22 protein-coding genes are annotated in these 26349 nt (G+C 60.0%); 9 read left to right on the top strand and 13 right to left on the bottom strand.

Going from position 1 to position 26349, the window contains the following annotated elements; genetic code table 11:
• Positions 1 to 196: 196 nt before the first annotated feature.
• The gene (locus AC1DLT_RS03795) at positions 197 to 1762 is read right to left on the bottom strand and encodes a diguanylate cyclase domain-containing protein (protein ID WP_477485921.1); all 1566 of its coding nucleotides are present in this window, start codon (positions 1760 to 1762) and stop codon (positions 197 to 199) included.
• Positions 1763 to 2063: 301 nt separating this feature from the next.
• Here AC1DLT_RS03795 and AC1DLT_RS03790 point away from each other — a divergent pair, with 301 nt between their 5' ends.
• Positions 2064 to 3938 carry a HAMP domain-containing methyl-accepting chemotaxis protein gene (locus AC1DLT_RS03790; RefSeq protein WP_477485920.1) on the top strand — a complete coding sequence of 625 codons (1875 nt, stop codon included), beginning with the start codon at positions 2064 to 2066 and terminating at the stop codon, positions 3936 to 3938.
• Positions 3939 to 4141: 203 nt separating this feature from the next.
• Here the strand turns inward: AC1DLT_RS03790 and repC are convergent, their stop codons facing one another.
• From repC to AC1DLT_RS03755, 7 genes are all read right to left on the bottom strand, one after another.
• The gene (gene repC, locus AC1DLT_RS03785) at positions 4142 to 5416 is read right to left on the bottom strand and encodes a plasmid replication protein RepC (RefSeq protein ID WP_477485919.1); all 1275 of its coding nucleotides are present in this window, start codon (positions 5414 to 5416) and stop codon (positions 4142 to 4144) included.
• Between the two features lie 153 nt (positions 5417 to 5569).
• Entirely contained in the window at positions 5570 to 6571 is a 1002-nt protein-coding gene (gene repB, locus AC1DLT_RS03780; RefSeq protein ID WP_040123876.1) for a plasmid partitioning protein RepB, read from the bottom strand.
• A 4-nt stretch (positions 6572 to 6575) separates the two neighbouring features.
• Positions 6576 to 7769, bottom strand: a complete 1194-nt coding sequence (gene repA / locus AC1DLT_RS03775) for a plasmid partitioning protein RepA (protein ID WP_151046603.1) — start codon at positions 7767 to 7769, stop codon at positions 6576 to 6578.
• A 475-nt stretch (positions 7770 to 8244) separates the two neighbouring features.
• Complete coding sequence (locus AC1DLT_RS03770) at positions 8245 to 8514, bottom strand: hypothetical protein (RefSeq protein WP_247031145.1); 270 nt, start codon at positions 8512 to 8514, stop codon at positions 8245 to 8247.
• Positions 8515 to 9307: 793 nt separating this feature from the next.
• The gene (locus AC1DLT_RS03765) at positions 9308 to 10069 is read right to left on the bottom strand and encodes an amino acid ABC transporter ATP-binding protein (protein ID WP_477485918.1); all 762 of its coding nucleotides are present in this window, start codon (positions 10067 to 10069) and stop codon (positions 9308 to 9310) included.
• Entirely contained in the window at positions 10066 to 10746 is a 681-nt protein-coding gene (locus tag AC1DLT_RS03760; RefSeq protein ID WP_477485917.1) for an ABC transporter permease subunit, read from the bottom strand. The genes AC1DLT_RS03765 and AC1DLT_RS03760 overlap by 4 nt, the downstream gene beginning before the upstream one ends.
• Before the next feature lie 80 nt (positions 10747 to 10826).
• Positions 10827 to 11600 carry an amino acid ABC transporter substrate-binding protein gene (locus tag AC1DLT_RS03755; protein ID WP_477485916.1) on the bottom strand — a complete coding sequence of 258 codons (774 nt, stop codon included), beginning with the start codon at positions 11598 to 11600 and terminating at the stop codon, positions 10827 to 10829.
• A gap of 371 nt (positions 11601 to 11971) precedes the next feature.
• Between AC1DLT_RS03755 and AC1DLT_RS03750 the strand changes: the two genes are divergently transcribed.
• From AC1DLT_RS03750 to AC1DLT_RS03715, 8 genes are all read left to right on the top strand, one after another.
• Complete coding sequence (locus tag AC1DLT_RS03750) at positions 11972 to 12730, top strand: IclR family transcriptional regulator (RefSeq protein ID WP_477485915.1); 759 nt, start codon at positions 11972 to 11974, stop codon at positions 12728 to 12730.
• A gap of 5 nt (positions 12731 to 12735) precedes the next feature.
• The gene (locus tag AC1DLT_RS03745; protein ID WP_477485914.1) at positions 12736 to 14445 is read left to right on the top strand and encodes a hypothetical protein; all 1710 of its coding nucleotides are present in this window, start codon (positions 12736 to 12738) and stop codon (positions 14443 to 14445) included.
• On the top strand, positions 14442 to 15164 hold the full coding sequence (locus AC1DLT_RS03740) for a hypothetical protein (protein WP_477485913.1): 723 nt from the start codon (positions 14442 to 14444) through the stop codon (positions 15162 to 15164). The genes AC1DLT_RS03745 and AC1DLT_RS03740 overlap by 4 nt, the downstream gene beginning before the upstream one ends.
• Positions 15161 to 16132, top strand: coding sequence for a dipeptidase (locus tag AC1DLT_RS03735; RefSeq protein WP_477485912.1), 972 nt, complete (start codon positions 15161 to 15163; stop codon positions 16130 to 16132). The genes AC1DLT_RS03740 and AC1DLT_RS03735 overlap by 4 nt, the downstream gene beginning before the upstream one ends.
• 15 nt (positions 16133 to 16147) lie before the next feature.
• Positions 16148 to 17188, top strand: coding sequence for an ABC transporter substrate-binding protein (locus tag AC1DLT_RS03730; protein WP_477485911.1), 1041 nt, complete (start codon positions 16148 to 16150; stop codon positions 17186 to 17188).
• Between the two features lie 97 nt (positions 17189 to 17285).
• Complete coding sequence (locus AC1DLT_RS03725) at positions 17286 to 18134, top strand: ABC transporter permease (RefSeq protein ID WP_477485910.1); 849 nt, start codon at positions 17286 to 17288, stop codon at positions 18132 to 18134.
• Between the two features lie 6 nt (positions 18135 to 18140).
• Positions 18141 to 18944, top strand: coding sequence for an ABC transporter permease (locus AC1DLT_RS03720; RefSeq protein WP_477485909.1), 804 nt, complete (start codon positions 18141 to 18143; stop codon positions 18942 to 18944).
• Between the two features lie 31 nt (positions 18945 to 18975).
• On the top strand, positions 18976 to 20040 hold the full coding sequence (locus AC1DLT_RS03715; protein WP_477485908.1) for an ABC transporter ATP-binding protein: 1065 nt from the start codon (positions 18976 to 18978) through the stop codon (positions 20038 to 20040).
• Between the two features lie 85 nt (positions 20041 to 20125).
• Here AC1DLT_RS03715 and AC1DLT_RS03710 read toward each other — a convergent pair whose 3' ends face one another.
• From AC1DLT_RS03710 to AC1DLT_RS03690, 5 genes are all read right to left on the bottom strand, one after another.
• On the bottom strand, positions 20126 to 21007 hold the full coding sequence (locus AC1DLT_RS03710; protein WP_477485907.1) for a dihydrodipicolinate synthase family protein: 882 nt from the start codon (positions 21005 to 21007) through the stop codon (positions 20126 to 20128).
• A gap of 36 nt (positions 21008 to 21043) precedes the next feature.
• The gene (locus tag AC1DLT_RS03705) at positions 21044 to 22660 is read right to left on the bottom strand and encodes an ABC transporter ATP-binding protein (RefSeq protein WP_477485906.1); all 1617 of its coding nucleotides are present in this window, start codon (positions 22658 to 22660) and stop codon (positions 21044 to 21046) included.
• The gene (locus AC1DLT_RS03700) at positions 22653 to 23576 is read right to left on the bottom strand and encodes an ABC transporter permease (protein ID WP_477485905.1); all 924 of its coding nucleotides are present in this window, start codon (positions 23574 to 23576) and stop codon (positions 22653 to 22655) included. Before AC1DLT_RS03700 ends, AC1DLT_RS03705 begins: the two co-directional genes overlap by 8 nt.
• A gap of 11 nt (positions 23577 to 23587) precedes the next feature.
• Complete coding sequence (locus AC1DLT_RS03695; protein ID WP_040125628.1) at positions 23588 to 24502, bottom strand: ABC transporter permease; 915 nt, start codon at positions 24500 to 24502, stop codon at positions 23588 to 23590.
• A gap of 83 nt (positions 24503 to 24585) precedes the next feature.
• Positions 24586 to 26082: an ABC transporter substrate-binding protein gene (locus AC1DLT_RS03690; protein ID WP_477481603.1), complete on the bottom strand. Its 1497-nt coding sequence runs from the start codon at positions 26080 to 26082 to the stop codon at positions 24586 to 24588.
• Positions 26083 to 26349 lie beyond the last annotated feature (267 nt).

The raw sequence follows: 26349 nt of genomic DNA, 5'->3' as shown, positions 1-26349 counted from the left end.
TCGAGCTCCCCAGCATTTCCAATCGCGATGACAGGATACTATCCGCTTCCAAAGCCGAGGCCGACCCCGTTTGTTCCAAAATGCCGGTGCGAGAGAGTGTAGCTTTCCAAAGCAGGTGGAATTTTTGGCGAGTTCCATCATCCGCGAGATCGAAGGCGTCGACAACGGTCGCCGGGGCGAAAACATTCCCTCGGCGTTAACCCGCAGTCATCAGCGCCGGCATCAGCTCGTCTCCGGCGATCCGCCAGGTGTTGCGCCCGCTCGACTTTGCCCGATAAAGTGCACGGTCCGCGGTCTGAACAAGCGTTTCACGATCGCCGCCGGCGACACTTGCGGCGGCGATGCCGATGCTGACGCCGATACCGATCGAAAAACCCTTGATCTGGAAAGGTGCGCTGAAGGCCGATATGCACCGTTCCGCAAGATCGGTATCTGCCTGGCCCGTGGTCTTCACGAGGATGGCAAATTCGTCGCCACCGAGGCGGGCCACCAGATGTCCGGCTGCGGCCGAAAGCAGCCGCTCACCGGCCATCTTTAAAACCTCGTCGCCGGCGGCATGGCCGAACGTGTCGTTGACCGGCTTGAACCCGTCGAGATCGAGACAGTAGACGACGACAACGCCATCCTCCGCCTGCGGTTTGAGTGCCTCATCGAGAGCCTTGTAGAATTGCATCCGGTTCGGAAGGCCGGTCAGAACATCATGATGCGCCAACCGGTTAGCCTCGGCCTCCGCCAGCACCCGGTCGCTGACGTCGGCGATCGTCAGCAGCAGCCGCCGGTCGCCACCCTCGTGGAGCAGCCTGACATAGATGAGGACGTGGTGTTCCCGGCCCTTCGCCGTTCGCTGGCGCCAGACGGTGCGGGCTTCGCAGTCCCCGTCGAGATTACGAAGCCTGGCGGCGAACTCCTCACCCTGGCCTTCGGCATGCATGTCGCAAACGGCTTTGGCCAGAAGGACCGATCTCTCGTAGCCATAAAATTGAAGCGCCGCGTGATTGGCTTCAAGGATCGCAAGGCTGTCGCCGTCGCAGAGTAGCATCGGCATCGGGTTTGCCTCGAACAATTGCCGAAGCCATTCCTCGCGCTGCTTGAGACTGGTGATGTCTATGCGCATTCCAATGGCACCGCCATCCGGCGTGCGGCGATCGTCGTAGCGCAACCATCGGCCATCCTTCATTTGCCGCTCTTCCTGGGATGCGACCTGACGAAACTTGGCCATGCGTTCGCTAAGCCAGGCGTTCTGGTCCAGCACGACTTCCTGGATGCTGCCGCCTGCAAGGCTGATCTTCAAAATCTCCTCGAACGGAATCCCCGGCGTCAGGTATTCGGCGATATCCGCATAGAGTTCGGCGTATTTCTGATTCCAAAGAACGTATCGGTCCTTGGCGTCGAAGACGCAGACGGCCTGCGGCAACATCTCGATGACATATCGCAGACGAAGATTGGCCTCCCGAACGGCAAGCCCGGCCGATTTTTCCGGTCCGCCAACTTCTATCCAGACCACGGTGATCGGTTCACCCGAACCGGAACATGGCGAAACCCTGATGTTGCAGCTTCGTGTTTCTCCCGTCCTGCTGCGCAAGAGAACCGGTGAACCATCTGGCTTGTCGAGTGGCCATCCGGCCAAGAGATCGGCAACGTTCGTGCCATTCAGCGTGTCTGCTCCGTCAAAGAGTGCGCAGGCCTCGGCATTCGCGAACATGACAAAACCCGCTGCGTTCACGACGAGCGCGGCGAGTGGACAGGATTCCAGCAAGACCATTACTTCCGCACCAAGCATAGCTTCCTCAAGCACTGCCTATTCGACCGGAACAATTTCAGATGAGAGGTTAGCGGGAAGGATAAAATAAATCGCTAAAGTTCACGTAGCGCATATAGACGCCTACAAATGACAGGCCCCCACTCTGAGGAGCTCTTGCGGGGTCGTGAAAGCGATCTTCTACGTCAAGATATCCAGACCGTACGTATTTTAGTTAATATTAAATTATCAATCTAGTGCGACATTTTGTTCTGACCGCAATCAGGTCACCACCCCCAAGAGCCTCTGATCGGAGAGCCGCAGCATGAAACGCCCAAGCATTAAGCAAGCCCTCGTCCTAAAGCTTTCGATCATCAGTATCTTCATGGTAGGTTTATCCTACGTCTCGCTCAGCACGATCTCGACACTCAGCGCCAACGCTGAACAGATCGGGACATTCTGGATGCAGCGGTTGATGACGGCTCGTGAGATCAAAGGCAGTTTTCTCGATCTCAAACTCGTTTATAGCCAGTATATTCTCGACGATACGGCAGAGGAACTGGGCGTCGGGAAGCGAAAAATCGATGCTGCTGCTGCCGCGGTCGAAAAGGTGGTTGCCGAATATGAAAACGGCGTTCGCACGGAACGCGGGCGGGAACTGATCAATCAGATCAAGCCGGAGCTCAGCAAATATCGCCGCTTGGCGGAGCAGATGATCGCGCTTGATGACGCCGGAAAAACACCTGAGGCGGTCAGGTTATTCAAGACGGATATGGAATCGCAGGCCGAGCTGGTGAACAAGGGAATAACAAACCTGGTCACCTTCATTCTCAGCCAGGCTGAAGGTTTCGTGGCGGCCAGCGATGCCTCCGCGAAGTCCGCTTTCACATTGACCGCGGCAATCGCCGTGCTCGCGGTGCTGATCGTTCTGGCCGGCATCGTATTTGCAATCTCCGGCGTAGCCAATCCGATCCGGAGGATCACCTCCGCCATGAAACAGCTGTCGGATGGAGACCTCGAAAACGATATTCCCTATGCCGGTCGCGCCGACGAAGTTGGTGAGATGGCTGGTGCCGTTGAGATCTTCCGGCAGAATGCCCTCAATGTCGTGAGGCTCGAGAACGAAGCGGCAGCATCGCGCAGCGAGATGGAAGCATCACGCGCTGCAGCCCAGCAGCGCGCCGAACGGGAGGCTGAACAGTTACGCTTCGCGACCACGACATTGGGTGGAGGTCTCCAGCGCCTCGCAGCGGGAGACATCTCATTCCAGCTTTCGGAGCAATTTGCGGCCGAATACGAGACATTGCGCGAAGACTTCAACGCTTCCCTTCGGCAATTGGGGACGACGATAGGCGCGGTGCTGCAGACGGTGCACAGCATAGACAATGGCACCGGCGAGATTGCATCCGGCGCCCACGACCTTTCCAAACGCACGGAACAACAGGCAGCCTCGCTCGAGGAGACGGCCGCCGCATTGGACGAGATCACATCCAATGTCGCAATGTCGACGAAACGGACGGACGAGGCACGCAACGTGGCTCTGGAAGCCAATGTCAGTGCCCAGCGGTCAGCAGCGGTCGTGTCCGAAGCCGAAAAAGCGATGCGGCGCATCGAAGACAGCTCGCAGCAGATCTCGAACATCATCGGCGTCATCGACGAGATTGCCTTCCAGACGAACCTTCTGGCACTCAACGCCGGCGTTGAAGCCGCCCGTGCGGGTGAAGCGGGCAAAGGTTTCGCGGTCGTCGCACAGGAAGTCCGCGAGCTTGCCCAGCGCGCCGCTCAAGCGGCCAAGGAAATCAAAGGGCTTATCCAGAAGTCATCGACCGAGGTGGAAAACGGCGTGAAACTGGTTCTCGAAACCGGGATTTCGCTGAAGTCGATCGGCGAGTATGTGGTCCAGATCAATCAGGTCATGGACGCGATTGCCACGTCGGCGCGCGAGCAGTCGACCGGGCTTGCTGAGATCAATACCGCGGTTAATCACATGGACCAGGCGACGCAACAGAACGCGGCAATGGTCGAACAGTCGACAGCGGCTGTCGCTTCCTTGTCGTCCGAGGCGAGCCGTCTGCGAAACCTGGTCAATCAGTTTCAGCTGGAGAGCAACAAGGGTACAGACACCCAATCGCACGCTCGTTCCTTGCAGAACAACTGGCCAGTCGAGGTCACCGCTCCGCGCCGTGTCGCGCAAAGATGACACGGGCCGCGTCAGATCGATCGCGCGCGAATGCGCAGTCGGCCGGCTAACGACTTCCTGCATGGATTTACCGGTCTTTGCCCGCTCATCCTTAACCCGCGTGAGCGGTTTCGGCTCAATATCTCAGTGTAACCGCACATGATGTCGGCCAAAAGTTGCGACGAGTTTGGAGGACGTCGTGTTCCCAGATGCCGGTATGACGCTTATCCAGCTAGCCTCCTACCGGAGACGCCCGCGCGTGCAAGCGCCATCAGCATTGGACCAACCGCAAACTCGCCTCTTTCGGTTCGTCGGGTCAGATCGCGCAGATAGCCACCCGCCGAATTGATCTGCTCTCCCCTCTCGAGAATGCAGGCAAGGACAGTCGCTGCATTTTCCCGTCCCATCGCCGTGCACGCCTCTTCGTAGGCCGAAGACGTGATCCCCAGCATGGTTCGAACAACGACAGCGGCAGCCATCAAGTCGCGCCAGTTGTCGATCCTGCCGCTTGGTCCATAGTCGGCGATCTGCGGGCAGGACTGTAGCACGAGCCCAAGCGGGAAGGATTGCAGGGATTTGGCTGCTGCGGTCTCCGTATGGGTCGACGTTTGCCTGTTTTGCCTGCTTTCGACCGGTTCACTCAGCGGTTCAGGATCATCCGATGACGGCGCGGCACGTTTCATCTCGAAGCGAGGTTCAGATTCATAATTGTATTTAAGTTTGGAATTCTGTTTGTGGCGCTCAATTTGAGACTCACTGGCGTCGATTTTTTCAGTTTTTATCCAGCTTTCCAGAAGGTTGACGATCTTCGAGCGCAAGGTCGCCATGTCTTCCAGGATGGGGGAAAGGTTTTTGACTGTGGCGACACGTGGAATCCGCGCCACCAACGTTCGGAAGATATCGAGGATCGTTCCCCAGTCACCTGGGACGCCGTCTTGGGAGGCCGCCGTGATCAGCTTTGCGACATCGCGACGGCAGACAGTGAGCCGGTCTCGGGTAATCCGCAACAGCTCCCGTTCGGCAATCACCTGGGCGGCGAGGCTCTCGATCTCGGCAGCTCTGGCCAGAAGCGGAGCGAGGCTGAAGCCGAACGCCTCATTGATCTCTCCGGCCCTGCTGCGACGCGCATAACGTTTCCCGTTGGGGCTATCCTTTCGCAGGATCAGGCCGGCCTCTATGAGAACGGCAAGGTGTCGCCTGAGGGTCGCGGCGGTCATGCCGCGGGCGCGGAGGGAAAGCTGCGCGTTTGAGGGAAAGACCACCAGGCCTCTCGCCTCGCAGAGCTCGTCGTCCGGGTAAAAGGTCAAGAGCGCGTCGAGCACCGTCAATGCGCGATCGGTCACGCCCAGTGACGGTCTTGCTTCGCAGACCGCCCTGAACAGTTTCCATTTGTTACGGCTGATTCCGGGTTCAATCTTCTCGGCAAGCTGCTGATTTGCCAGCATGCCAAGCGACATCGCCCGCCGCCCAAAGGGCGTCGTTACATACCTGTTCTCCATCTGCCTTCACTTTCGCTAAGGCAAAAGAAATCCACTCGCCCAAACGGCGCCTAAACTCTTGACAGTGATTCGAGGAAATGCGATTCTTGATTTGCTAAGATCTGAGAAGGGCTTCCACGACTTTGTCGCTTGGGGGCCTTTTTCTTTTGCGGTTTACGCTCCTTTGTTTTGTTGGAATTCTGCAAAGAGGGTTACGAGCCTCTCCTGCACGAATTGGTCGAACCCAGGCGCCGCCTTGTTGTCGAAGACAAAGGTCGCGCTCGATGCGGTCTTCTTGAACTGGACCGGTACTCCGGAAATTTGCGCCTTGGCAGCAGGGGCTGTTGTCAGTGCCGGCCTTTTTGAGGCAAAGGCTAGAGCCCGATGGAAGCGCTCGTCGCTTGACAGCTGTCCCGAGTTGTCCGCGGACAACTGCGCCAGAACGACATCAGGCTCCACAGTCTCAAGGCGCTCGCCCAACTCCAGCCAGCGCCTGCGGCCGATCTCCGGCGCAGCACCGATGGCTGTAACCAGGGCGATCGGCACCTGCCGCGTCACGATCAACATCTTGGAGAGTGCCGCCTTATCCACTCCGAGCGCCGCCATGATAATATCGCGGGTAAAACCTCGTTGTTCGAGCCGCAAGGCAAAAAGAGCCCGCTCAATATAGGATAAATTCGTCCGGGCACTGTTTTCCTGCCCTTGGCTGACCACCAGCTGGTCATCCGTGAGATCGCGGACCACCGCCCGCACACTGAGGCCGAGTTTCTTCGCCGCCGCCAGCCTGCGATGGCCGTAGGCGACCTGATAACGGCCTTTTGCCTGCGGATGAGGCCGCACAAGGATGGGTACCTGCTGACCATGCTCGCGGATCTGCTCCACCAGCTCATTCAGCTGAACGGGGTCTATCTCCAGTCGATCCTCGACGAAGGAAGCGTCAATCAGGACGGGATCGATCTCGACGACGATCTGACCCTTGGCCAGCTGCCGCTCAAGATCGTTCGCCCGTTCGACCTTTTCGGTGATATTGCCAAGCGTCCTGGTAATCCCGCCTACAGGCGCGGAATTGCGGGCTTGTGGCACAAAACCGGCAATAGGCCGGTTGTCCCTCGGAGCGACCGGTTCGGGGCGCGTTGCGCTGGAAGAGGAAATCTCGATGAGGTTCTTTCTGGCCATCTAGCTACTTCCTTCCCCATGTGGCTCGGATATGGGCCTCGATCTCTGAATTGACGAGATTGAGCGACTCCCAGGCCCGATCGTATGTGCCTCGCACGAATAGCGATCGTTCCACTTCATACAGCGTTTGCTTGGTCACCCCGGCATCGGCGATGGCGGTCGATTTCAGCATCGCGTTCTGAAGCATGCGGTTTCCGAAAATAGCACGCATGAAGCCGGTCATCTGGCTTTGCGGGCCGTCATTGGGTTCGAATCTCGTGACGAGATAGCGCATCCAGTCATAACTCGTCCTGCCTCCGGCCCTTTCGACCACGGACATGAGCTCGCTCGTCATGGTCAGGAACTGGGACATCGACATGACGTCGAGCATTTGCGGGTGCACGGTGATCAACACGGATGTCGCCGCGCAGAGCGCCGACATCGTCAGAAACCCGAGCTGCGGCGGGCAATCGACGACCACGACATCGTAGAGGCTTTCGATCTCGGTCAGGGCCTCGCCTATCCGCGCGAAAAACATCGTCTCCGCCGTGCCGGATGCCATTGCCTTGGGCGTCTCATGTTCGAACTCCATGAGTTCGAGATTTCCAGGGATCAGATGCAGATTGGGCGTATAAGTGGCGCGCACGATATCGGCGATCGGCCGCGGATCTTCATAACGGATCGCGCCGTAGAGCGTTTCAGCTTCTCCGACATCCAATTCCGGCTGATGGCCGAACAAGGCGGAAAGAGAAGCCTGCGGATCGAGATCGACGGCCAGCACCCGGTAGCCTCTCAGGGCCAGATATTGCGCCAGATGCGCAGCCGTGGTCGTTTTCCCCGAACCGCCCTTGAAGTTCATGACCGATACGATTTGAAGCTTGTCGGCGCCCTTCCGGGCCGGGACATATTTCGGAGTCCCGTTTCTCTCATCAAGAACCCGGCGGATCCGGTCCATATCATCCGCGCCATAGAGACGGCGCCCGTTGGCGAGAGGACTTGGGCCATGGCCTTCGGCAGCGACCTGCCGGAGATAACCTTCGCCGATGCCTATGAAGCCCGCGGCTTCGGCAGGAGAGAAGAACCGCATCGTCTTTTGGGAAAGAGGCGGAAAGATCTTCGCTTGATGCTGTTGGAGCTGATAGGACAGCTCCTGCGCATCTGTTGCCAGAAGTGAAGGAAGATGCTCTTGATCGTCCTGGATAACAAGACTCGGTTGCATGTGGTTTTCCCAAATAACTGCGCAATTTTTACCGAAAGCGCTCTAACTGCGCAGTTATATTATGCGCCGATTCGTTACCGATTTACAAACGCTTAACCAAGCTGTCATTTTCCGCTGTTTTGCTGGCCAAATTGGCATTCGTGGGCACTTGAGGCCGGTCGGATTTCGGGCGAGGTGGCATCGCGCCTCGGCTCTTTGAAACGAGTTGTCCGCGGACTACTACTCTTGGAGGTTTGTTTGCGATGGTATGCCGAGCAGAGGAATTCCGCCCCTGGAGGACGTTTCCGTGGTGAAGTAGTCCGCGGACAACTGCGACGCCTCCGGCAAATCGAACCGTGCGACCCCCGGAAGAAGACGTCTTTTCACCGAACGACACTCTCCCGCGTTTGGCTGCTTGTATGCCACGAGAGTGAGTGCTGCGACTGGAGCAACGTATTAGCTCACGGTCGGTAAGGCTGGCGCGGGTTGGATCCAGTCATCCGCTGTTCTCCGCCTTTGCGAGAATATCCTCGACGGCTGTTTTATCCTGTGGTCGATCTTCTTCGTATCCGGCTTGGATTTCTTGTCCGGCGGTCTTCGGATTGGTGGGGCCGGCCAACATGGCGCGCCGACGGAGGCCGCGAAGCAGCAGATCTTTCGACGAGACACACGAACCGAGGTCATGGCCGGTATGGCCATTGCTGTCGACGACCGCATGCGTGGCTTCAACTGTTGCGCATGACGGCGAGTTGATGAGCGGCAACATCACTGCTCTCGTGGATAGGTCGCCCCAATTGGAGATCTATCGGAAGACATTCCCGGTCATCGCGCGCATAAAGTACTCCCGCGATCACTCTGTCCGGCTCGGCTGCATACTGTCCTGGTCCAGCCCATAAAAACGCACTCAGCTTCCCCTGCTGCTGCCGCGGAGGGACTTTGCTCGGCAACAACAGAAAACCTCGGCGGACGCTCGATCGATGCCGCACGATTCCTCGCTTGCTTTGCCGCGTGATTTCCTTTCGTCGAAGACGCGAACGGGCGATCCGCTGCCTGTTCTGCTCTCAGGGCAGTCATGAGCTTCAAGAAGAGACTGATCTGGCAAGCCGCTTGGCTCCAAATCACTGAGGCAGGTATTCGCTCCATGATCGCCGGATGTGCTTTGCGGCATGTTTCCGGGCTCGCTTTCAATTCTATTCCTGCGGCGGAAGGCAGGCGAGGGAGCTCGCTGGATATTGGTCAGAATGACAAAATATCGGCGCTCTCGCGGCTTTTGACTTTACCTCTCGTGCCATCTGAAGGTAACAAAACGTCGGATGGATAGGTCGACGAATCCGCATCTCTCGGGTAGAGTGGTACAAATGCCGAGGGTTCTCTTCATGCGACGAGTTTCCCTTGGAAACAGATGAAATTGCTCGCCGACGGGCCGTGCGGTTTTAATCGGAATTTGGCGGAAAACCGCACTCATGATCTGAGCTTGGGCGAGATTATCTCCCGAACCGAAGTTCGAGGAGTTTATCCGGTGCAGTGCCCACGCGAATGTCCGCGCCGGAACAAAGCGCTTAGATATGGGCGGTCTGCGCCGCGTTGATCGATGAGATGAAGCTCTTGGTGCGTTCCTGCCTCGGATTACCGAAGATCGCTTCCGCCCTGCCGGACTCGACCACGTTCCCGCTCTCGAGAAAAACCACGTGATTGGCGATCCGCGAGGCAAGGCGCAGGTCGTGCGTCGCCATCACCATCGTCGTTCCTTCGGCTGCAAGGCGGCCGAGCACGTCGATGACCTCGGCGGAAAGTTCAGGATCGAGGGCCGAGGTCGGTTCGTCGCAAAGAAGAACCCGCGGCGAAGGCGCAAGCGCCCGGGCGATCGCCACCCTTTGTTGTTGCCCGCCGGAAAGCTCTGACGGCCAGGCATCGGTCTTATGCGCCATTCCCACCTTGGTGAGCAGTTCGCTGGCGCGGTCATGGGCCTTTTGGCGCGGCCATTTCAGAACCGTCGTCAGTCCCTCCATGACGTTCTCGATCGCCGTTCGATGCGGAAAGAGCTGGAAGTTCTGGAAGACCATGCCGGTCTGGCGGCGGATCTTCTGGATCGACTTCCAGCCGATCTTCAGGCCGGGCTCGAAGTCGAGCTTTTCCTCGCCGATGCGGACGGAGCCGGCGGTCGGAATTTCCAGCAGGTTGATGCATCGCAGCAGCGTGCTCTTGCCACCGCCCGAAGGGCCGATGAGCGCAGTCACGCTTCCCTCGGGAATGCCGAGGCTGATGTCCTTCAGGATGACCGCGTCGCCGAACCGCTTTTCGATATTGGAAAGCTCGATCATCGGTTTGACTCCATCATGCCGCCATAACGGGCGAAACGCTTTTCAAGCCTGTTCTGCAACGATGACAGCACCGAGCTCAAGACCAGGTAGATCAAGGCGGCCTCGATATAGAGGATCAGCGGCTCATAGGTCGTCGCGACGATCCGCTGGGCGGCCTGGAAAAGTTCCGGCACCGTTATCGCGGCGGCAAGCGAGGTATCCTTGACCAGCGAGATAAAGGTATTCGAAAGGGGCGGCACCGCGACACGCGCCGCCTGCGGCAGGATGGTGCGGCTCATCGCCTGGCGCCATGACATGCCGATCGAATAGGCCGCTTCCCACTGCCCCTTCGGCACCGAGGAAATGACCGCGCGGATAATTTCGGAACTGTAAGCACCGATATTCAGGGTAAAGCCGATCAGTGCCGCGGGAAAGGCGTCGAGCAGGATGCCGACGCTCGGCAGGCCGTAGAAGATGACGAAGAGCTGCACGAGAAGCGGGGTACCGCGGATCACCCAGACGTAAAACCGTGCGATCATCGCAAGCGGCGCCGGGCCGAACAGCCGCGTCACCGCTGTGATCAGGCCGAGGACGAGCCCGAGCAGGAAGGACAGCAATGTCAGCGGAACGGTAAAACGGATGCCCGCCCACAGAAGGGTCGGAAGTGAATCCGACATCAATTGAAGCCAGTGCGGCACGATGTGATCCTCAAAAAATGACGTCCGGCGCGGGCGCCGGACGCTCTAACTATGTAGGTCAGGAATGGGAACTCGGCAGCCTATCTGGAGACGTCCTGCCCGAAATACTTGTCGGAGATCTTCTGATAGGTGCCGTCAGCCTTGATGTCCGCCAATGCCTTGTTGATGGCACCGAGCAATTCCGGCTCGCCCTTGCGGATGATGATGCCGGAATAATCGGCATTGTCCTGCTGCGCGGCGATCTTTACCGGCGCGTCGGGTTTCTGCTTCTTGAAATCGAGGAAGGAGAGGCTGTCATTGATCGTCGCGTCGGCGCGGCGTGTGAGCACAAGCTGGATCGACTGGTCGAAGCCATCCGTGCCCACCAGTTCGGCGCCTGCTTGTTCGGCGATCTTGCCGAAATTGCTGGTCAGAGACTGAGCGGATTTCTTACCCTTGAGGTCTGCGAAACCCTTGATGTCGCTGTTGTCCTGGCGGACGATCAGCACCGCCTTGGACGCGATGTAGGGATCGGAGAAATCATATTTCTGCTTGCGGGCTTCGGTTATGCCAACCTGGTTGATGACGGTGTCGTAACGCTTGGCATCGAGCCCTGCGATGAGGCCGTCCCACTTGCCTTCGACGAACTCAGCCTTGACGCCGAGTTTTGCCGCAACGGCTTGCCCGATCTCCACGTCGAAACCGACCAGCTTGCCGCTTGTGTCATGGAAGGTGAACGGCGCGTAGGTTCCCTCGGTGCCGATCTTGAAGACGCCCGCAGACTTGACGGCGGCAAGATTTTCGCCGGCGAGGGAAGGCATAAAGGCTGCCGCGTGAATAAGGGCCGCCGCGACAATGGTTTTCAACCGAAACATTAGGTCATCCTTTCAGCAGTGCTTGCTGGCGACTAGATGACAGAAAATAGGACGTCGGGATTGAAAGAAAACCGCAAAAAAAGCCGGCAAATGCGAATATTTTACTCACGCACGGGAGCCCCCCTATCCCTTCTCCAAGGATAACGACGGGTGGCAGCCAACCGGCAGTCACGGCTTTCGTCCTCGCAGGTAGATACACGTCACGGCTGTGGATTTAGGTCGCTCGGCCGCGTCGATGCCGGTGGCGCGCTGAATTCAACGCAAAAAATTCCAAACACCCTGAATACCTTAGCGATGAACATACCGTTTTTCGCGCGCAATCGCCTCCGGCGCGATTGACATAAATCAATGACAGCCAGATTATATTCAACATGGATACGACATATTCAAATAGAATACAAGAGGAAAGCGGCGGCGTCCGCCCACTCTCCACGGTCCTGAAGACCATGGCGGTGCTGGACGTGCTGGCATCGAGCGCCCGCGGCATGAAACTGCCAGAGATCGCGTCGGCCATGGAGCTCTCTCGCCCCACCGCTTATCAGCGGCTGTTGACGCTGATCGAAGCCGGCTGGGTCGAGCAGGATCACGAGATGCGCTATCGGCTTTCGATGCACGCCTGCCGGCTTGCCGCGGCGGCCATGGAGCAGGCCAATCTCGGAACGCGGGTTCAGCCGATCATCGAAATGCTGGTCCATCGGGTGAAGGAAACGGCTTCGCTGGCGGTGCTCGATCGCGGGTTGCCTTGCATCGTCTCGCGCGTCGAATCCGAAAGCGTGCTGCGTGCGGAACAGAAGATCGGCACGACCATGTCGCTCGAAGGTTCCGCATCCGGCCGCATCCTGACAGCCTTCGCAGACGAAGTGACGCTCGCCCGCCTGCAGGAAAGCGGTGAACCGCTCGCTTCGCAAGAGCTCCTGGGCGAGGCCCGTGCCAACGGTTACGCCTTGTCGAGCGGCTATACCCATAGCGGCGTCGTCGCCATCGCGGCGCCGATCTTCGATCTCCGCGGAAAGTGCACGTCGACGATCTCGCTGGTCATGCCGGAGACGCGCTTCGACCTCGAAAGCTTCCGCGAGCCGCTTCTCGAAACCGCCCGGACCATCACGAAAATGCAGCAGGGAGAACGTTGACGGTCATGACCGCGACTTCCGAACAGGTGGCAAAGCCCCGACCGCGCCCGAGCCAAGAGGTGATGAAGACCTCACGGCTGGCGGCAATCCAGCCGAGCCGGCTCAGCGGCACCCGCGCCTTCATGAACAAGATGATCCGCGAGCGCTGGGACATCTCCAATGTCCTTTTCGACGTGGACGAAAACGCCGAAGGGACCGTCGTTTATTCCATCAAGGCGCCTGACCAGGAGTTCTCGTTCATCGGCTTTTCCCGTCCGCCGAGCCGGACGGCTCGCACCGGCCGTATCATCGGCCAGGCCTGGGACATGATGGGCGCGCTGATCGAAGGGCCGGCGACCGAAATCGAGATCGAAACGGCGCGACGCGAAATCCCCAAGCTCTATACGGGTCGGGCGACCGCCGGCACGCTGATCTGGTGCCGGTCGAACCGCTCGATGCGGGTCTTCGACCAGACGCTCGAAGCGCTTGCCGAAGGCCGCCAGCCCTCCGTCGCCGATCTTTCGAAGGTCTGCTATCTGATGCGCAATACCGGCCTGGACGGCAACGGCACATTCGGGACGCGTTCCTTTCCGTCGCTCGGTGCCCGTCATGCGCTCGGTGGAGTCCTGCAGGCGCAGTTGCTGACCGCCTACCTGATGCGCGAATTCTCCTGCGACCTCGTCGAACATCTGGCGGCCAAGAAGTCGGAGACCGCCGTGCGCCTCGACCCGCAGCTTCGCCGCTATATCGGCGTCGGCAATGGTTCGGCGCTTGGCCTCATCTTCTTCGTTCACAAACATCCGCGCCTGATCGACGGGCTTCTGTCCGCGCGCGAAGGCGCGATTGCGATGGCCCGCGCGCTGAAGCTCGATGCGTCGGATCCTCGCGTCGCGAGACTGCTCGAACTTCTCCGCCAGGCAATCGTGTTCCGCAAACAGGACCAGATGGTCTACGAGACGTTTGCCTCCAGCGCCCACGTGGCAGCCGATATCGAGAAGGTGGTGGCGGCGCTCGAAGAATTCCGGCGAAGCGGCACGGTGTTTGGTCGTACGACCGATTTCCCGTTTGATGTGCTTACTGCCGAATTCGAAACCGACCTCCTGCCGGAAGCTTTCGAGACGTTCCTCTCGTTGCTGATCGAATTGGTGCCGGAAGAAGCCGACGGGCTATTGGCAGCCATTGATGCTCCCGACGAATTCAGCGTCGCGCCAACCGAGTCGGTCGAACAGCTGATGGCCCTCGTCCATGACGACTATCGGTGGGCGCTCGATACCGACATGGCCGCCCCCGGGGCCTATAAATATGTCTGGTACAAATCGGAGACGGCGGAGGAGCCGCGCCGCGGCGCCCGCGAGGAAGTCCCCGATGCGCTTGACCTCGGCCTCGATGTCTGCGGCGGTATCCAATCCCTTTTTGCCGATCTCGGCAGGGCCGAAGGTTCGCTCAGCATCGCCCGTTTCCTGATGAAACATCCTGAACACCGCTATATGGTCGCGCGCATTCAGAGCCTGCGCGAGCGGGACTATCACACGCCTCGCGCCAACATCAACGCCGAGGCTTTTGTGCCGATCGATCTCGTGCGGCTGATGAATGTCGGGGTCCACGGCATCGACAAGACCCGTGATTTCCTCAGCCGCAACCTGCGCGGCGTGCTCTATCACGGCGCACCGACCCCCGACGATCTGCGCGCCGGCTATACCGGCACCTGGTATTACCCGGCGGAGCCTGTTCTATGAACTCGTCGCATTCATCTCCCTCCATGCGCGTCATGCCCCGCGAAATGCGACTGATGTCCGAGCGGATATTCTCGCTGAGCAGCCTGCCCAAAGGCTTCTTCCTGGCGGTCGGCGACATCCCGATGTATTCGCAAAAGCTTGGTCTTGGCGGCTTCAAACTGTTCGAGCAGCGTTTCGAGAGCTTCAAGTCGGCGGCTCCTGGCCGTATCACGATCGCTTCCGAAGACGGCAACCGCATGACGCTCGATGCTTGCGGCGAACACGCGTGGTTCGTGCTGCCGACGGCGATCGATCTTCTCGGTGAGTTGACGGCCCGGTTCGGGTCGGCGGAACTGACCGTCACAGGGGCCACGGATGCCGAGGAACTTGCGCTTGCCACGCGTTTCGGTGGTCGGTCGGGGCTTTCGATCTCTGTATTCGGCGACGTGCTGAAGGCTGTTCCGGCAGCTGTCACCGGCGACGTTCGCAAGGACGATCCTCTTCTTTGGTCGCTTCTGGACAACGGCGCCGAGATCGAGAGCGATCTCTGGTGGCGCATCTATCACCTGGCAAAGCAGGCGCTTGCGACCGACAGCGTCGTCTCGCGCCGCCATGCAGGTCCGATGATCGTCAACGAGGACGGCACGGTCATCGGCCGCAAGGACAACGACGACGAGACGGACGTCTCCTTCCTGTCGTCCAGCATTTCCGAACGTATGAAAGAGAGCGCGAGATCATGATCATCGACGGTTTGCAATGCGGGCATTTCGATCGCGCCGCCTTTCAATCCTTGAGGGCGGGGAATGTCGGCGGGGTCGTCAACACCTGCGGCTTCTGGGAGGGCACCGTCGAGTCGATGGATTCCATCGGCCGCTGGCGCGACCTAGTGCGCGAAAACTCCGATCTCGCCGAGATAGCCCTTACCGCAGACGACATCAGCCGCATTTCAGACGCAGGCAAGCTCGCCGTCATCATGGGTTTCCAGAACGCCAATCTCTTCGAAGGGCGGATCCGCTTCGTGGAGATGTTTGCCGAACTCGGCGTGCGCGTCGTGCAACTCACCTACAACAACCAGAACGAACTCGGTGGCTCCTGCTACGAGGCCGAGGATTCGGGCCTCGCCCGCTTCGGCAAGGAAGTGGTGCGCGAGATGAACGCCGCCGGCATTCTGGTCGATTGCAGCCATGTCGGCGACCGCACGACACTCGATGCGATCAAGGTGTCCGAAAAGCCGATCGCCGTCACCCACGCCAACGCCCAGTCGTTGTTCATGCACAAGCGCAACAAGTCGGACGACGTCATCCGGGCGCTGAAGGATACCGGCGGCGTGATCGGCTGCGCCGCCTATCGCAACATCACCGGCGACGACTTCTGCGCCTCGATCGAAGCCTGGTGCACGATGGTTGCCCGCACGGTGGATATTGCCGGCATCGACTCCGTCGCGATCGGCACCGACAAGAGCCACAATTTCACCGCTCCCGATTACGCCTGGATGCGCAAGGGCCGTTGGACCCGTGGCGAGGACTATGGCGCCAGCGCCGCGGGCAAACCGCTCAAGGCCGCGCCTCCGGAATGGTTCCAGAAGGTCGAGGACATCAGGGTGATCCCCGACGGCCTCAGCGCCGTGGGCTTCTCGGAAGAAGAAGTCGCGAAGATCACCCACAAGAACTGGCTGCGGCTCTACGAAGCCACCTTCAGAAAATCATAAAAGAGGAGAACTGCAATGACTGGAATGAAGACATTTCTCATGCCTGACCGCCGCCGTTTCCTGAAGACGGCCGGCGCTGCGGTGACCGCTTCGCTGGCCGCTCCCTATCTCGTTCGCGCGCAGGAGAAGGTCCTCTACGTGAACACTTGGGGCGGTCCCTGGGAGGCTGCCGCAAAGACGCATCTCATCGATCCGTTCACCGCCGAAACGGGCATCCAGGTGAAGACGGTTTCCCCCGTTTCCTTCGCCAAGCTCGCCCAGCAGGTGAAGACCGGTACCTACGAATTCGACGTCACCACCCTCGGCGGCGGCGAACTGGTGCGTGCGAACCAGGCTGGCATCATCGAAAAGCTCACCGAGCCCTACAAAGGCGGCCTCTTCGAAAACGGCGTCGCTTCACATGCGTTCGCCACCGTGATGGCCTGGCGCAAGGATAAATATAAGGACACTCCGAAGACCTGGGCCGACTTCTGGAACGTCGAGAAATTCCCCGGCGGGCGGTCGCTGCAGCGTTATGCGTCGCGCGTCATCCCGATCGCGCTTCTCGCCGATGGCGTCGCGGTCAAGGATCTCTATCCTCTCGATGTGGACCGGGCCTTCAAGTCGCTCGACAAGATCAAGCCGCATATCCGCGTCTGGTGGACTGCCGGCGCCCAGTCGACGCAGATCCTGCGTGACGGGGAGATTGACATGATCGGCATCTGGCACGGCCGTTATTTCGAGGCCGAGAAGGCCGGCGCTCCGGTTGCCATGACCTGGAACCAGGGCGAGATCGAACGCGCCTACTGGGTTGTCGCCAAAAAGAGCCCGAACCTCGAGAACGCCAAGAAATTCGTCGAATTCGCGACCAGTGCGAAGCCGCTTGCCAGCTTCTCCAAGGCTGCGGACTACGGTGCGCTAAACCCGGCCTCCAACCAGTTCGTCGACGCGGCGGATGCCAAACGCATGCCGACCTCTCCGGACAACTACAAGCTAACCTTCGAGCAGGACATGTCGAACTTCGGCATCGACCCGGCGGAACTCGCCGAACGTTTCGAGGAGTGGGTCGCGAGCTGATCCGCTCTCCTGGATCAACCCGACCCGCTGGCCGGCATCGCGCGGAACGACCGCGCGATGCCGCAGCGACCCTGCCTGCCATAAAAAGGGAACGGCAATGGGCATCAGCCTTTCAAAACTGACGGAAAAGACGAATATATGGCCCTGGCTGCTGCTGGCGCCGCTCGGCATCTACATGCTCATCTTTTTCGTCGTGCCGCTCGCCGAAGTGGCGATCATGAGCTTTACGGAACCGAAGGTCTCGCTGGCGAACTACCAGAAGGTCCTGACCGGAGCGCTTTACCAGCGCGTCTTTCTGAACACGTTTGTGACGGCCGCTTTCGTGACGCTCTGCTGCCTTCTGGTCGGTTATCCGCTGGCCTATCTGATGGCGCATTCCAAGCCGCGCACGGCAATGCTGATCCTGCTGCTCGTCACCATGAGCTTCTGGACGAGCTTCCTCGTCCGCACCTATTCCTGGATGGTCCTGCTCGGCAATAACGGTCCGCTGATCGCCTTCCTGCAGATGATCGGCGTCGAAAAACCGCCGCAGCTTCTCTTCACCCGTTTTTCCTCGACGCTCGCCATGGTGCATATCCTGGCGCCCTACATGATCATGAACATCTATTCGGTGATGAAGAAGATCGACCCGGCGTTGATCCGCTCGGCGGAGAGCCTCGGCGCCAAAGGGTGGTCGCTGTTTAGGCATGTCTACCTGCCGCTGACGGCGCCAGGTATCGCCAATGGTTCGGTCCTGGTCTTCGTCATCTGCCTCGGTTTCTACGTGACGCCGGTCCTGCTCGGCAGTCCGCGCGAGCAGATGGTTGCCGGCCTGATCGGTCACCAGATCGAGGAGTTCCTCGCCTTCGGTCTGGGCTCCGCCATGGCGATGATCCTGCTCGTGGTGACACTCGTCATCCTCACCATCTATCACCGCCGTTTTGGCCTCGACAAACTCTGGGGGTGACCGAACATGAACACGTTCATGCGCTGGGCCGGTTTCATTGTCGTGCTCTTCATTGCAGCACCGCTCGTCATCGTCGTGCCGATGTCGTTTTCGAACGCGAGTTCCCTGCAATTTCCGCCGCCGGGTTACTGGCTTGGGTATTACCGCGCTTATTTCACCAGCATGGATTGGCTGATACCCACCTGGAACAGCATCCTCATCGCGACCGCAACAACCATCCTCACCATGGCCCTGGTGGTGCCCGCGACTTTCGCCCTGGTGCGCCACAAGTTTCGCGGCAAGGGGCTTGCCGACCTGATGATGCTGATGCCGATGGCGGTCCCCCATATCGTCATGGCGGTCGGCTATTATTCCTATTTCGGCGATCTCGGACTGGTGCACAGCCATCTCGGCGTCATCCTGGCGCATACCTGCCTGTCGGTTCCGATCGCCTTCCTCGTCCTTTCGGCCAACCTCAAGGGTTTCGACCGAAACCTTGAACGCGCCGCGCAGAGCCTCGGCGCCAGTCCGGCAAAGACCTTTCTGCACGTCACCCTGCCGATCCTGCGACCGGGGCTGGTCATCAGCTCGCTCTTCGCCTTCATCCAGTCATTCGACGAGACGGTGGTGGCGATCTTCATTTCGGGCCGCGACGCAGAGACCCTGCCGCGCAAGATGTTCGACAGCATCCGCCAGGAAGCCGACCCGGTAATCGCCGTCATCTCGACGCTGCTCTTCGTCGTCGTGCTGGTCGGCATCGCTGCTCCTTATTTCGCCAGCGCGCTGCGCAGCCGCGCTCCCAAGCCGAGCCGCCCGGCCGGCGCACATTGATCCTCCCAAGGACTCCCCCCAAGGATTTCCAATGACGAACTACCTGCAACTCTCCAACATCACCAAGACCTACGGACATTTCACGGCGCTCGACAACGTGAGCCTGTCGGTCGACAAGGGGGAGTTCGTGACCTTCCTGGGCCCGAGCGGCTCGGGCAAGACGACGACCCTGATGATCATTGCCGGTTTCGAAAAGGCGAGCGGCGGCAAGGTGGAAGTCGGTGGCCAGTCGATTTCCGAGCTTGCGCCGCATGAGCGCAATATCGGCATCGTGTTCCAAAACTATGCCTTGTTTCCGCACAAGACGGCGGTCGAAAATGTCTATTTCCCGCTGCAGATGCGTGGCGTCAGCCGCTCGCAGGGCTTGAGACAAGCAGAGGACATGCTGTCACTCGTCGGGCTCAAGGGTTTTGGCCATCGCCATCCCAAGGAATTGTCCGGCGGGCAGCAGCAGCGGGTCGCGCTTGCCCGCGCCCTGGTTTTCGAGCCTTCGCTGCTTCTGCTCGACGAGCCGCTCGGCGCGCTCGACAAGAACCTGCGTGAGCAGATGCAGATCGAGATCAAGCGCATCCAGCGCAGCCTTGGCGTGACGACCATCTTCGTGACCCACGACCAGTCGGAAGCCATGTCGATGTCCGACCGCATCGTGGTGTTCGAGAAGGGACGTATCGAGCAGGTCGCAGCGCCGCTGGATATTTACCATCGCCCGCAGACCTCCTTCGTCGCCGCCTTCATCGGCGAGAGCAACCTGATCTCGGCAATCATTACCAGCGGGGCCGGCAGGACGGCCGAAAACCCGACGCTTGGAGCCTTCCAATACGCTGGCGAGGATGCTCTTGCCGACGGCCAGAAGGTGACGCTTCTGATCCGCCCGGAGCACATCAAGCTGTCGCGCAGCCCGGTCGAGGGCCGCAAGAACGTCCGCATGATCGTCGAGACGATCGTCAATTACGGCGACAACGCCCTCGTGATTGGACGGGCAGGGGATATTCCCATGCGCGTCAGGGTGCTCGGTGCCGATGTGGTGATCATCAGGGAAGGCGAGGAATGCTGCATCAGCTGGGCGCCGGACGCGGTCTTCGTGATCACCAAATAGGGTTGCACTCGAAGCGTCTCATAACTTTGGCGAAGCCTCACGTCAGCAAACGCTCAAAGCACATGTTGGCCTCGGGGTCGAAACCCTATAGCAGCTCGTACTTTTTCAGGATCTCTCTTATTTTCTCGTCCTGAGCCTCGTCCGGAAGCAGGGCAGGCTGCCTGCTCGCGCCGACTGATTTGTCCTGAAGGTAAAGCGAACGCTTGACCATGGCGGGTGCAAAGCCCAGCGCATAAAGGTCGGTGCGAAAGGCGGTATAGATCGCCTGCTGACGCTCCGCTTCCGCAATGTCGCCGGAGTTGAAGGCCGCAAGGATGCCGGCGAGCACGTGCGGCAGGGCGTTTCCGAGCCCTGATATGCAGCCGGCAGCACCATTCTGCAGCGACCACAGGACGAGGTGGTCGGGGCCGGAATAGACCTCGAAGCCCGGGTTTTCTTTCGAGACCTGAAGGTAGGCTGCCAGCGTTTCCTGAGCGCCACCGGAATCCTTGATACCGGCGATATTGCCGTGCCTGGCAAGATTTGCTGCCGTCGCCGGCTCGATGTGGTTCTGGGTCCGGGCGGGGATGTCATAAAGATAAACCGGCGTCTTGACCGTATCCGCTACCGTCGAGAAATGGCGGATCAGCCCGTCCTGTGTGCAGGCGATGAAGAATGGGGTGATGACGGCGATGCCGTCGACGCCGATCCGGTCAAATTCCTTGGCGAGCTGTACGGTCTCGAAGGTGGCCGGCATGCCGGCATTGACGATGACTTTGGCGCGCCCCGCAACCTCGTCGACGACGTGTTCCGTCAGCTGGATCTTTTCTTCGTGGGTGAGAGCGGTGAAGTCACCATTGGTGCCGGCACACATGATGTTGTTACCCGCCGCCACCTGCCGGCGCACCTGGGCCCGGGTCGCCTCGAAATTGATCGTCTCGTCCTCGTTGAAGCAGGTCACGAGTGCGACAAAGGCATTTCTGGTCATTCAATCAACTCCGCTTATCCGCCGTTCGGCGGTGTGTCATGCACGTTTGAGACGGGCTGCCCGGTGTTCGGCCTGAACATCCGGATCCGGATCGAGGCTCGCCGCCAGGAGCGCTGTTGTATAAGCTTCACGGGGGGTCTCGAAGATCTCCCGGACCGTTCCCATTTCCACCACTTCGCCCTTCTGCATGACCATGACGTAATCCGCGAAGTCGCGAACGACAGGCAGGTCGTGGGCGATGAAGATGAAGGAGATGCCCATGTCCCGGCGCAGCTTGTCGAGAAGCGCAATGACCTGGGCCTGCACCGACACGTCGAGCGCCGATACCGCCTCGTCGCAGACGATCAGCTGCGGTTCGAGCGCAAGCGCACGGGCGATTGCAATCCTCTGCCGCTGGCCGCCGGAGAACTGGTGCGGATAACGGCTCATGTGTTCGGCCGAGAGGCCCACCTGCACCAGCAGTTCTGCGACCCGTTCCCGCCATTGGCGTTTCGGCAGGATATCAGGATGGATGGCCCATGCTTCCGATACGAGCTGGAACACCGTCATGCGGGGATTGAGCGACTGGGTGGGATCCTGAAACACCATCTGAAGGTCGCGCCGCAGCTTGTAGAGTTCCGATGACGAAAGCTGGAAAAGATCGCGCCCCTTCCACTGCGCCGTACCGGCGTCCGGCTCGTCCAGTCTCAAAAGAACGCGGGCGAGCGTCGATTTGCCCGAGCCGCTTTCCCCGACGATCGCCATGGTCTCGCCGGCCCTCAGCTCGAACGAGACGCCCTTCAGCGCATCGAAGGAGCCGTAGCGTTTGCGCACGTCCCGGACGCTGAGCAGCGGCTGGCCCGAAAGCTGTGCGACGTGCATCTCGCCCTTCCCGGGGGCGGCGCCGATCAGTTTTTTTGTATAGGGATGCGTCGGGTTCTTGTAGACGTCGCGGACGGTGCCGGTCTCGACCAGCTCGCCCTTTTCCATGACGACCACCCGATCGGCGATTTCGGCCACAACACCGAGGTCATGGGTGATGATCAGCACGCCCATGCCGGTTTCCCGTTGCAGCTCCTTCAACAGCGCCAGCACCTCGGCCTGGACGGTCACATCGAGTGCTGTGGTCGGCTCATCGGCGATCAGCAGATCGGGGCGCAGCGCAAGCGCCATGGCAATCATCACCCGCTGTCGCTGGCCGCCGGAAAATTCGTGCGGGTATTTGCCCATGGCGCCTTCCGGGTCCGGAATTCCAACGCGAGTCAACAGGCGCAGGGCTTCGCTTTTGGCCTGTCCGGTCGGCATGCCGTGGGTCGTCATCGCCTCGCGAATCTGCCATCCGACGGTATAGACCGGGTTCAGATGGCTGAGCGGATCCTGAAAGATCATCGCAATCCGCCGCCCGTTTGCCTCGCGGCGCGCCTGAGGCGGCATGGTCAGCAGGTCCTTGCCGTCAAGCAGGATCTGCCCGGCGCTGATCCGGCCGGGCGGCATGTCGATGAGGTTCATGATCGCCGCCGACGAAACCGACTTGCCCGATCCGCTTTCGCCGAGGATCGCCAGCGTCTCGCCGCGGTCGAGATGGTAGGAGATGTTGCGCACGGCATGCACGACGCCGGCGGCCGTGTGGAACTCGACCGAGAGGTTGCGGACTTCCAGCAGGTGCTCAGCCATTCTTTCGGCCTTTCATTTCCAGGCGCCAGCGCTGAACGGGGTCGAGCGCGATGCGCAGCCAGTTCGACAAAAGGTTGAGCGACAAGGTGGTCATGATGATCGCCAGCCCGGGCCAGAACGAGAGCCACCAGGCATTGGTCAGATACTGGCGCCCCTGGGAGATCATCAGTCCCCAGGTGATGGCGGGCGGCTGAATGCCGATGCCGAGAAAGGACAACGCGCTTTCGGCAAGCATGACATAGGCGAAGTCCAGCGTCGCCAGCGTGGTGAGCGTCGGGAAAACGACCGGCAGGATGTGACGGAACAAGATGCGGTTCTGCGAAGCGCCCATCACCCGCGCCGCCTGCACGAACATCCGCTCGCGAATCTCCAGCACCTCGGCGCGGGTGGTGCGCAGATAAACTGGGATGCGGGTGATCGACAGGACGGCGACCAGGTTCAGGATCGAGGAGCCCAGGAGATAAAGGACGATCACCGCGATCAGCAGCGAGGGAAAGGACATGATCACGTCTGCCAGGCGCATGATCACCTGCCCGACGCGGGGCGACGAAAAGCCGGCGACAAGGCCGAGCAGCGTGCCGATGACCGACGACAGGATCACCGCGCCGGCGGCGACCATGAGCGTGTTTTGCGTCGCAACGATGATGCGGGCGAGCAATGGCCGGCCGAGAGCGTCCGCCCCCATCCACCACACCCATTCACGGCTCCAGTCGAAAGGCGCGAGGTTGCGGCCGCGGAGGTTCTGTTTGGTGGCGAGTTCGCCGAGCCAGGATGGCCCGATCAGGGCAAGCACGATGACGACGAGCAGGAAGATCACCGCGCAAAGCGCGAATTTGTCGGCCCAGAGCATCCGCGCCATGCGGACCGGGAAGGAGGGCTCGTGCACGATCGTCGTATCGGAGGTGGAAACACTCATCGTTGCGCTCCTCAATGACGGATGCGCGGATCGAGAAGCGCATAGGCGAGGTCGATCAGCAGGTTCATGAGGAAGATCGCCAGCGCGGTCACCAGGATCGCGGCCAGGACGACGTTGAAATCCCGCTGCAGGATCGAATCGATCATCAGCTTACCGACACCGGGGAAACCAAAGATCGTCTCGACCACGACGGCGCCGTTCAAAAGGCTCGCTGCCTGGTCGCCGATAACGGTGATGACCGGCAGCATGGCGTTGCGCAGGGCGTGAATGAAGATGATCGGACCGGCCTTGACGCCTTTTGCACGGGCCGTCTTCACATAGGCAGAGGACAGCGCACCGATCATCGAGCCGCGCACGACCTGGACGATGATGCCGAAGGGACGGACGAACAGGACGCCGATCGGCAGGATCCAGTGCAGGATCGACCCAGTGCCGGATGTCGGCAGCCATGCAAGGTTCACCGAGAACACGACGATCGCGACGATGGCCAGCCAGAAGTCCGGCACGGAGGCCCCCACCAGCGAGATCATCGAGGAGAGCCGGTCGAAGAAGCCGCCGGAGCGAAAAGCGGCGAGCGAGCCGACGACGATGGCCGCGGCCGTGACGAGCGACATGGTGATCACCGCAAGCCAGAGCGTCCATACGAACGCTTCCGTCACCACGTCCAGCGCCGGCCGCGCCTTGCGCAGCGATTCACCCAGGTTGCCGGTCAGCACGTCTCCGACATAACGTCCGAACTGCACCATCAGCGGGTCGTTCAAGCCATGAAGCTCGCGGAACTGCTGCTTCATTTCGGCCGAAGCTTCGACGGGCAGGAAGAGAGCGGCCGGATCGCCGGTCAGGCGGGACAGGAAGAACACCAGCACAAGCAGTCCGACCAGTGAAATCAAGCTCGCCACGGAGCGCTTACGAATGAAACTGAGCATGTCGCCCTCGACTATTATGGCGGCGGATGGGTACCCGCCGCCTTTGGGTCGTGATTGGAAATCCGGGAGCCGGTTTCCGCTGACTATTTGATGCCGATTTCCGACAATTGCAGCATCGAATTTGTAGCGATGGTCGGTTTGAAGTCGATACGCGGCGAAACGCGCGAGAAGCCGACCATGTGGAAGAGAAGGGCGTCGGCAACCACGTCGTCATGCAGGTAGGCGATCAGCTGTGACCAGAGCTTGGCACGTTCGTCACCGACTGCCGCCGAAGCGCGCTTGATCAGGTCGTCGACCTTCGGATCGGAGAAGCCCGACTGCGTGCCCTGCGAGGCATATTTGAAGAACATGGTGAAGGACGGATCACCCTTGGAATTGTCGTGCATGGCGGCGACGATGATCGGGCCACGACCTTCCTTGAAGGGCTTGGAATAGTAGCTCTCGTGCTCGGCCACTTCGACGAACTTCAGATCGACCTTGAAGCCGACTTCCTGGAGCTGCGACTGAACCGCTTCCATGATTTCGGTGACGTTCGGGAAGTTCGCCGTGCGGGCGATCAGCGTGATCGGCGTATCGACCTTTACGCCGGCGGCCTTTGCCTCGGCGAGAAGCTTCTTGGCGCCTTCGGGATCATAGGGGAACACCTTGACGTCCGGGTTCCAGCCTTGCGTGGTCGGCGGCACCAGCGCCGTCGCAAGCACGGCTCCTTGGGGCACCAGCGTGCCGATGAACGCCTGGCGATCGATGGCCAGATTGAGCGCCTTGCGAACCCGCACGTCGTTCAGCGGCTGAATGTTGTGGTCGAGGCGCAGATAGACCGTCTCGCTGTCGAGATAGGAGAAGTCGGTCTTGGGGTCGGTCGCATCGAGCTGCGAGATCGACGGAGAAAGGTCCGCTTCTCCGGCCTTCACCATCGCCGCACGTACGGACGGATCGGCGCGGAACAGGTAGGTGGCCTCGGTCACCTGCGGTTTGGCACCCCAGTAATCGCTGCGGGCCGCAAGCACGATCTGCTGACCCGGCGTCCAGTTCTTCAGCGCATAGGGACCGGTGCCGATCGGCTCGCGAATGAATGCGAGCGGAGTTTCTTCCGGAACGATCGTGACCAGCGACATCAGCAAAGGCAGGATCGGCTGGGCGGGATCGGCCTTGAAGTCGATCGTGTAGGGATCGACGACATTGGCGCTGATCTTCATGCCACCGAAATAGCGGCGGGATTCGCAGGCGTTCTTGTCGCTCATCACGCGGTCGAAGCTGTGCTTCACGTCCTTGGCGTCGAACGTCGTCCCGTTGGAGAACTTTACGCCCTGGCGGAGATGGAACCGCCAGCTGCCGTCCTGGGTCTGCTCCCATTTTTCGGCCAGGCGCGGCATGACGCCCTTCTTGCCGCGAACATCGAGCTCGGTCAGCGTTTCGCTGACGTTCTCCATGATGATACGGCCGATATTGGAACGGGTCGCCATGCACGGCTCCAGCAGATCGGCTTCTTCAGGCAGCACGATCTTGATAGGGCCGGACCCTGCGTAAGCCGGGGCAAGCGCAGATCCGAGGATCAGCGCGGTCATCAGCATCTTCTTCATGTGGTTCACCTCCCAAGTGAATATAAATTGATCAGACACCGTTCCGATCGACCTGCCGTGGCCCGGTGGATGAACGGCTGATTTGGTGATTGGCGAGCCGACCCGTGAAGGAAGACCGATGGCGATTTAGAGGCTCTATCGTGGGGCATTCGGACCTTGGACCGAATTTTCTCCCAACGGCAGGGCCACATATTTCGCTACACCGCGATCGCCTACTCCTCCTGTGCTATTCTCCTCCAAACCATGTTCCGTCGCGGGCAGTTTGTC

The sequence above is a fragment of the Neorhizobium sp. 05N33 genome (assembly GCF_056397445.1).
The sequence above is the reverse complement of the archived record's forward strand: the minus strand, read 5'-3'. Positions and strand labels throughout refer to the sequence as shown.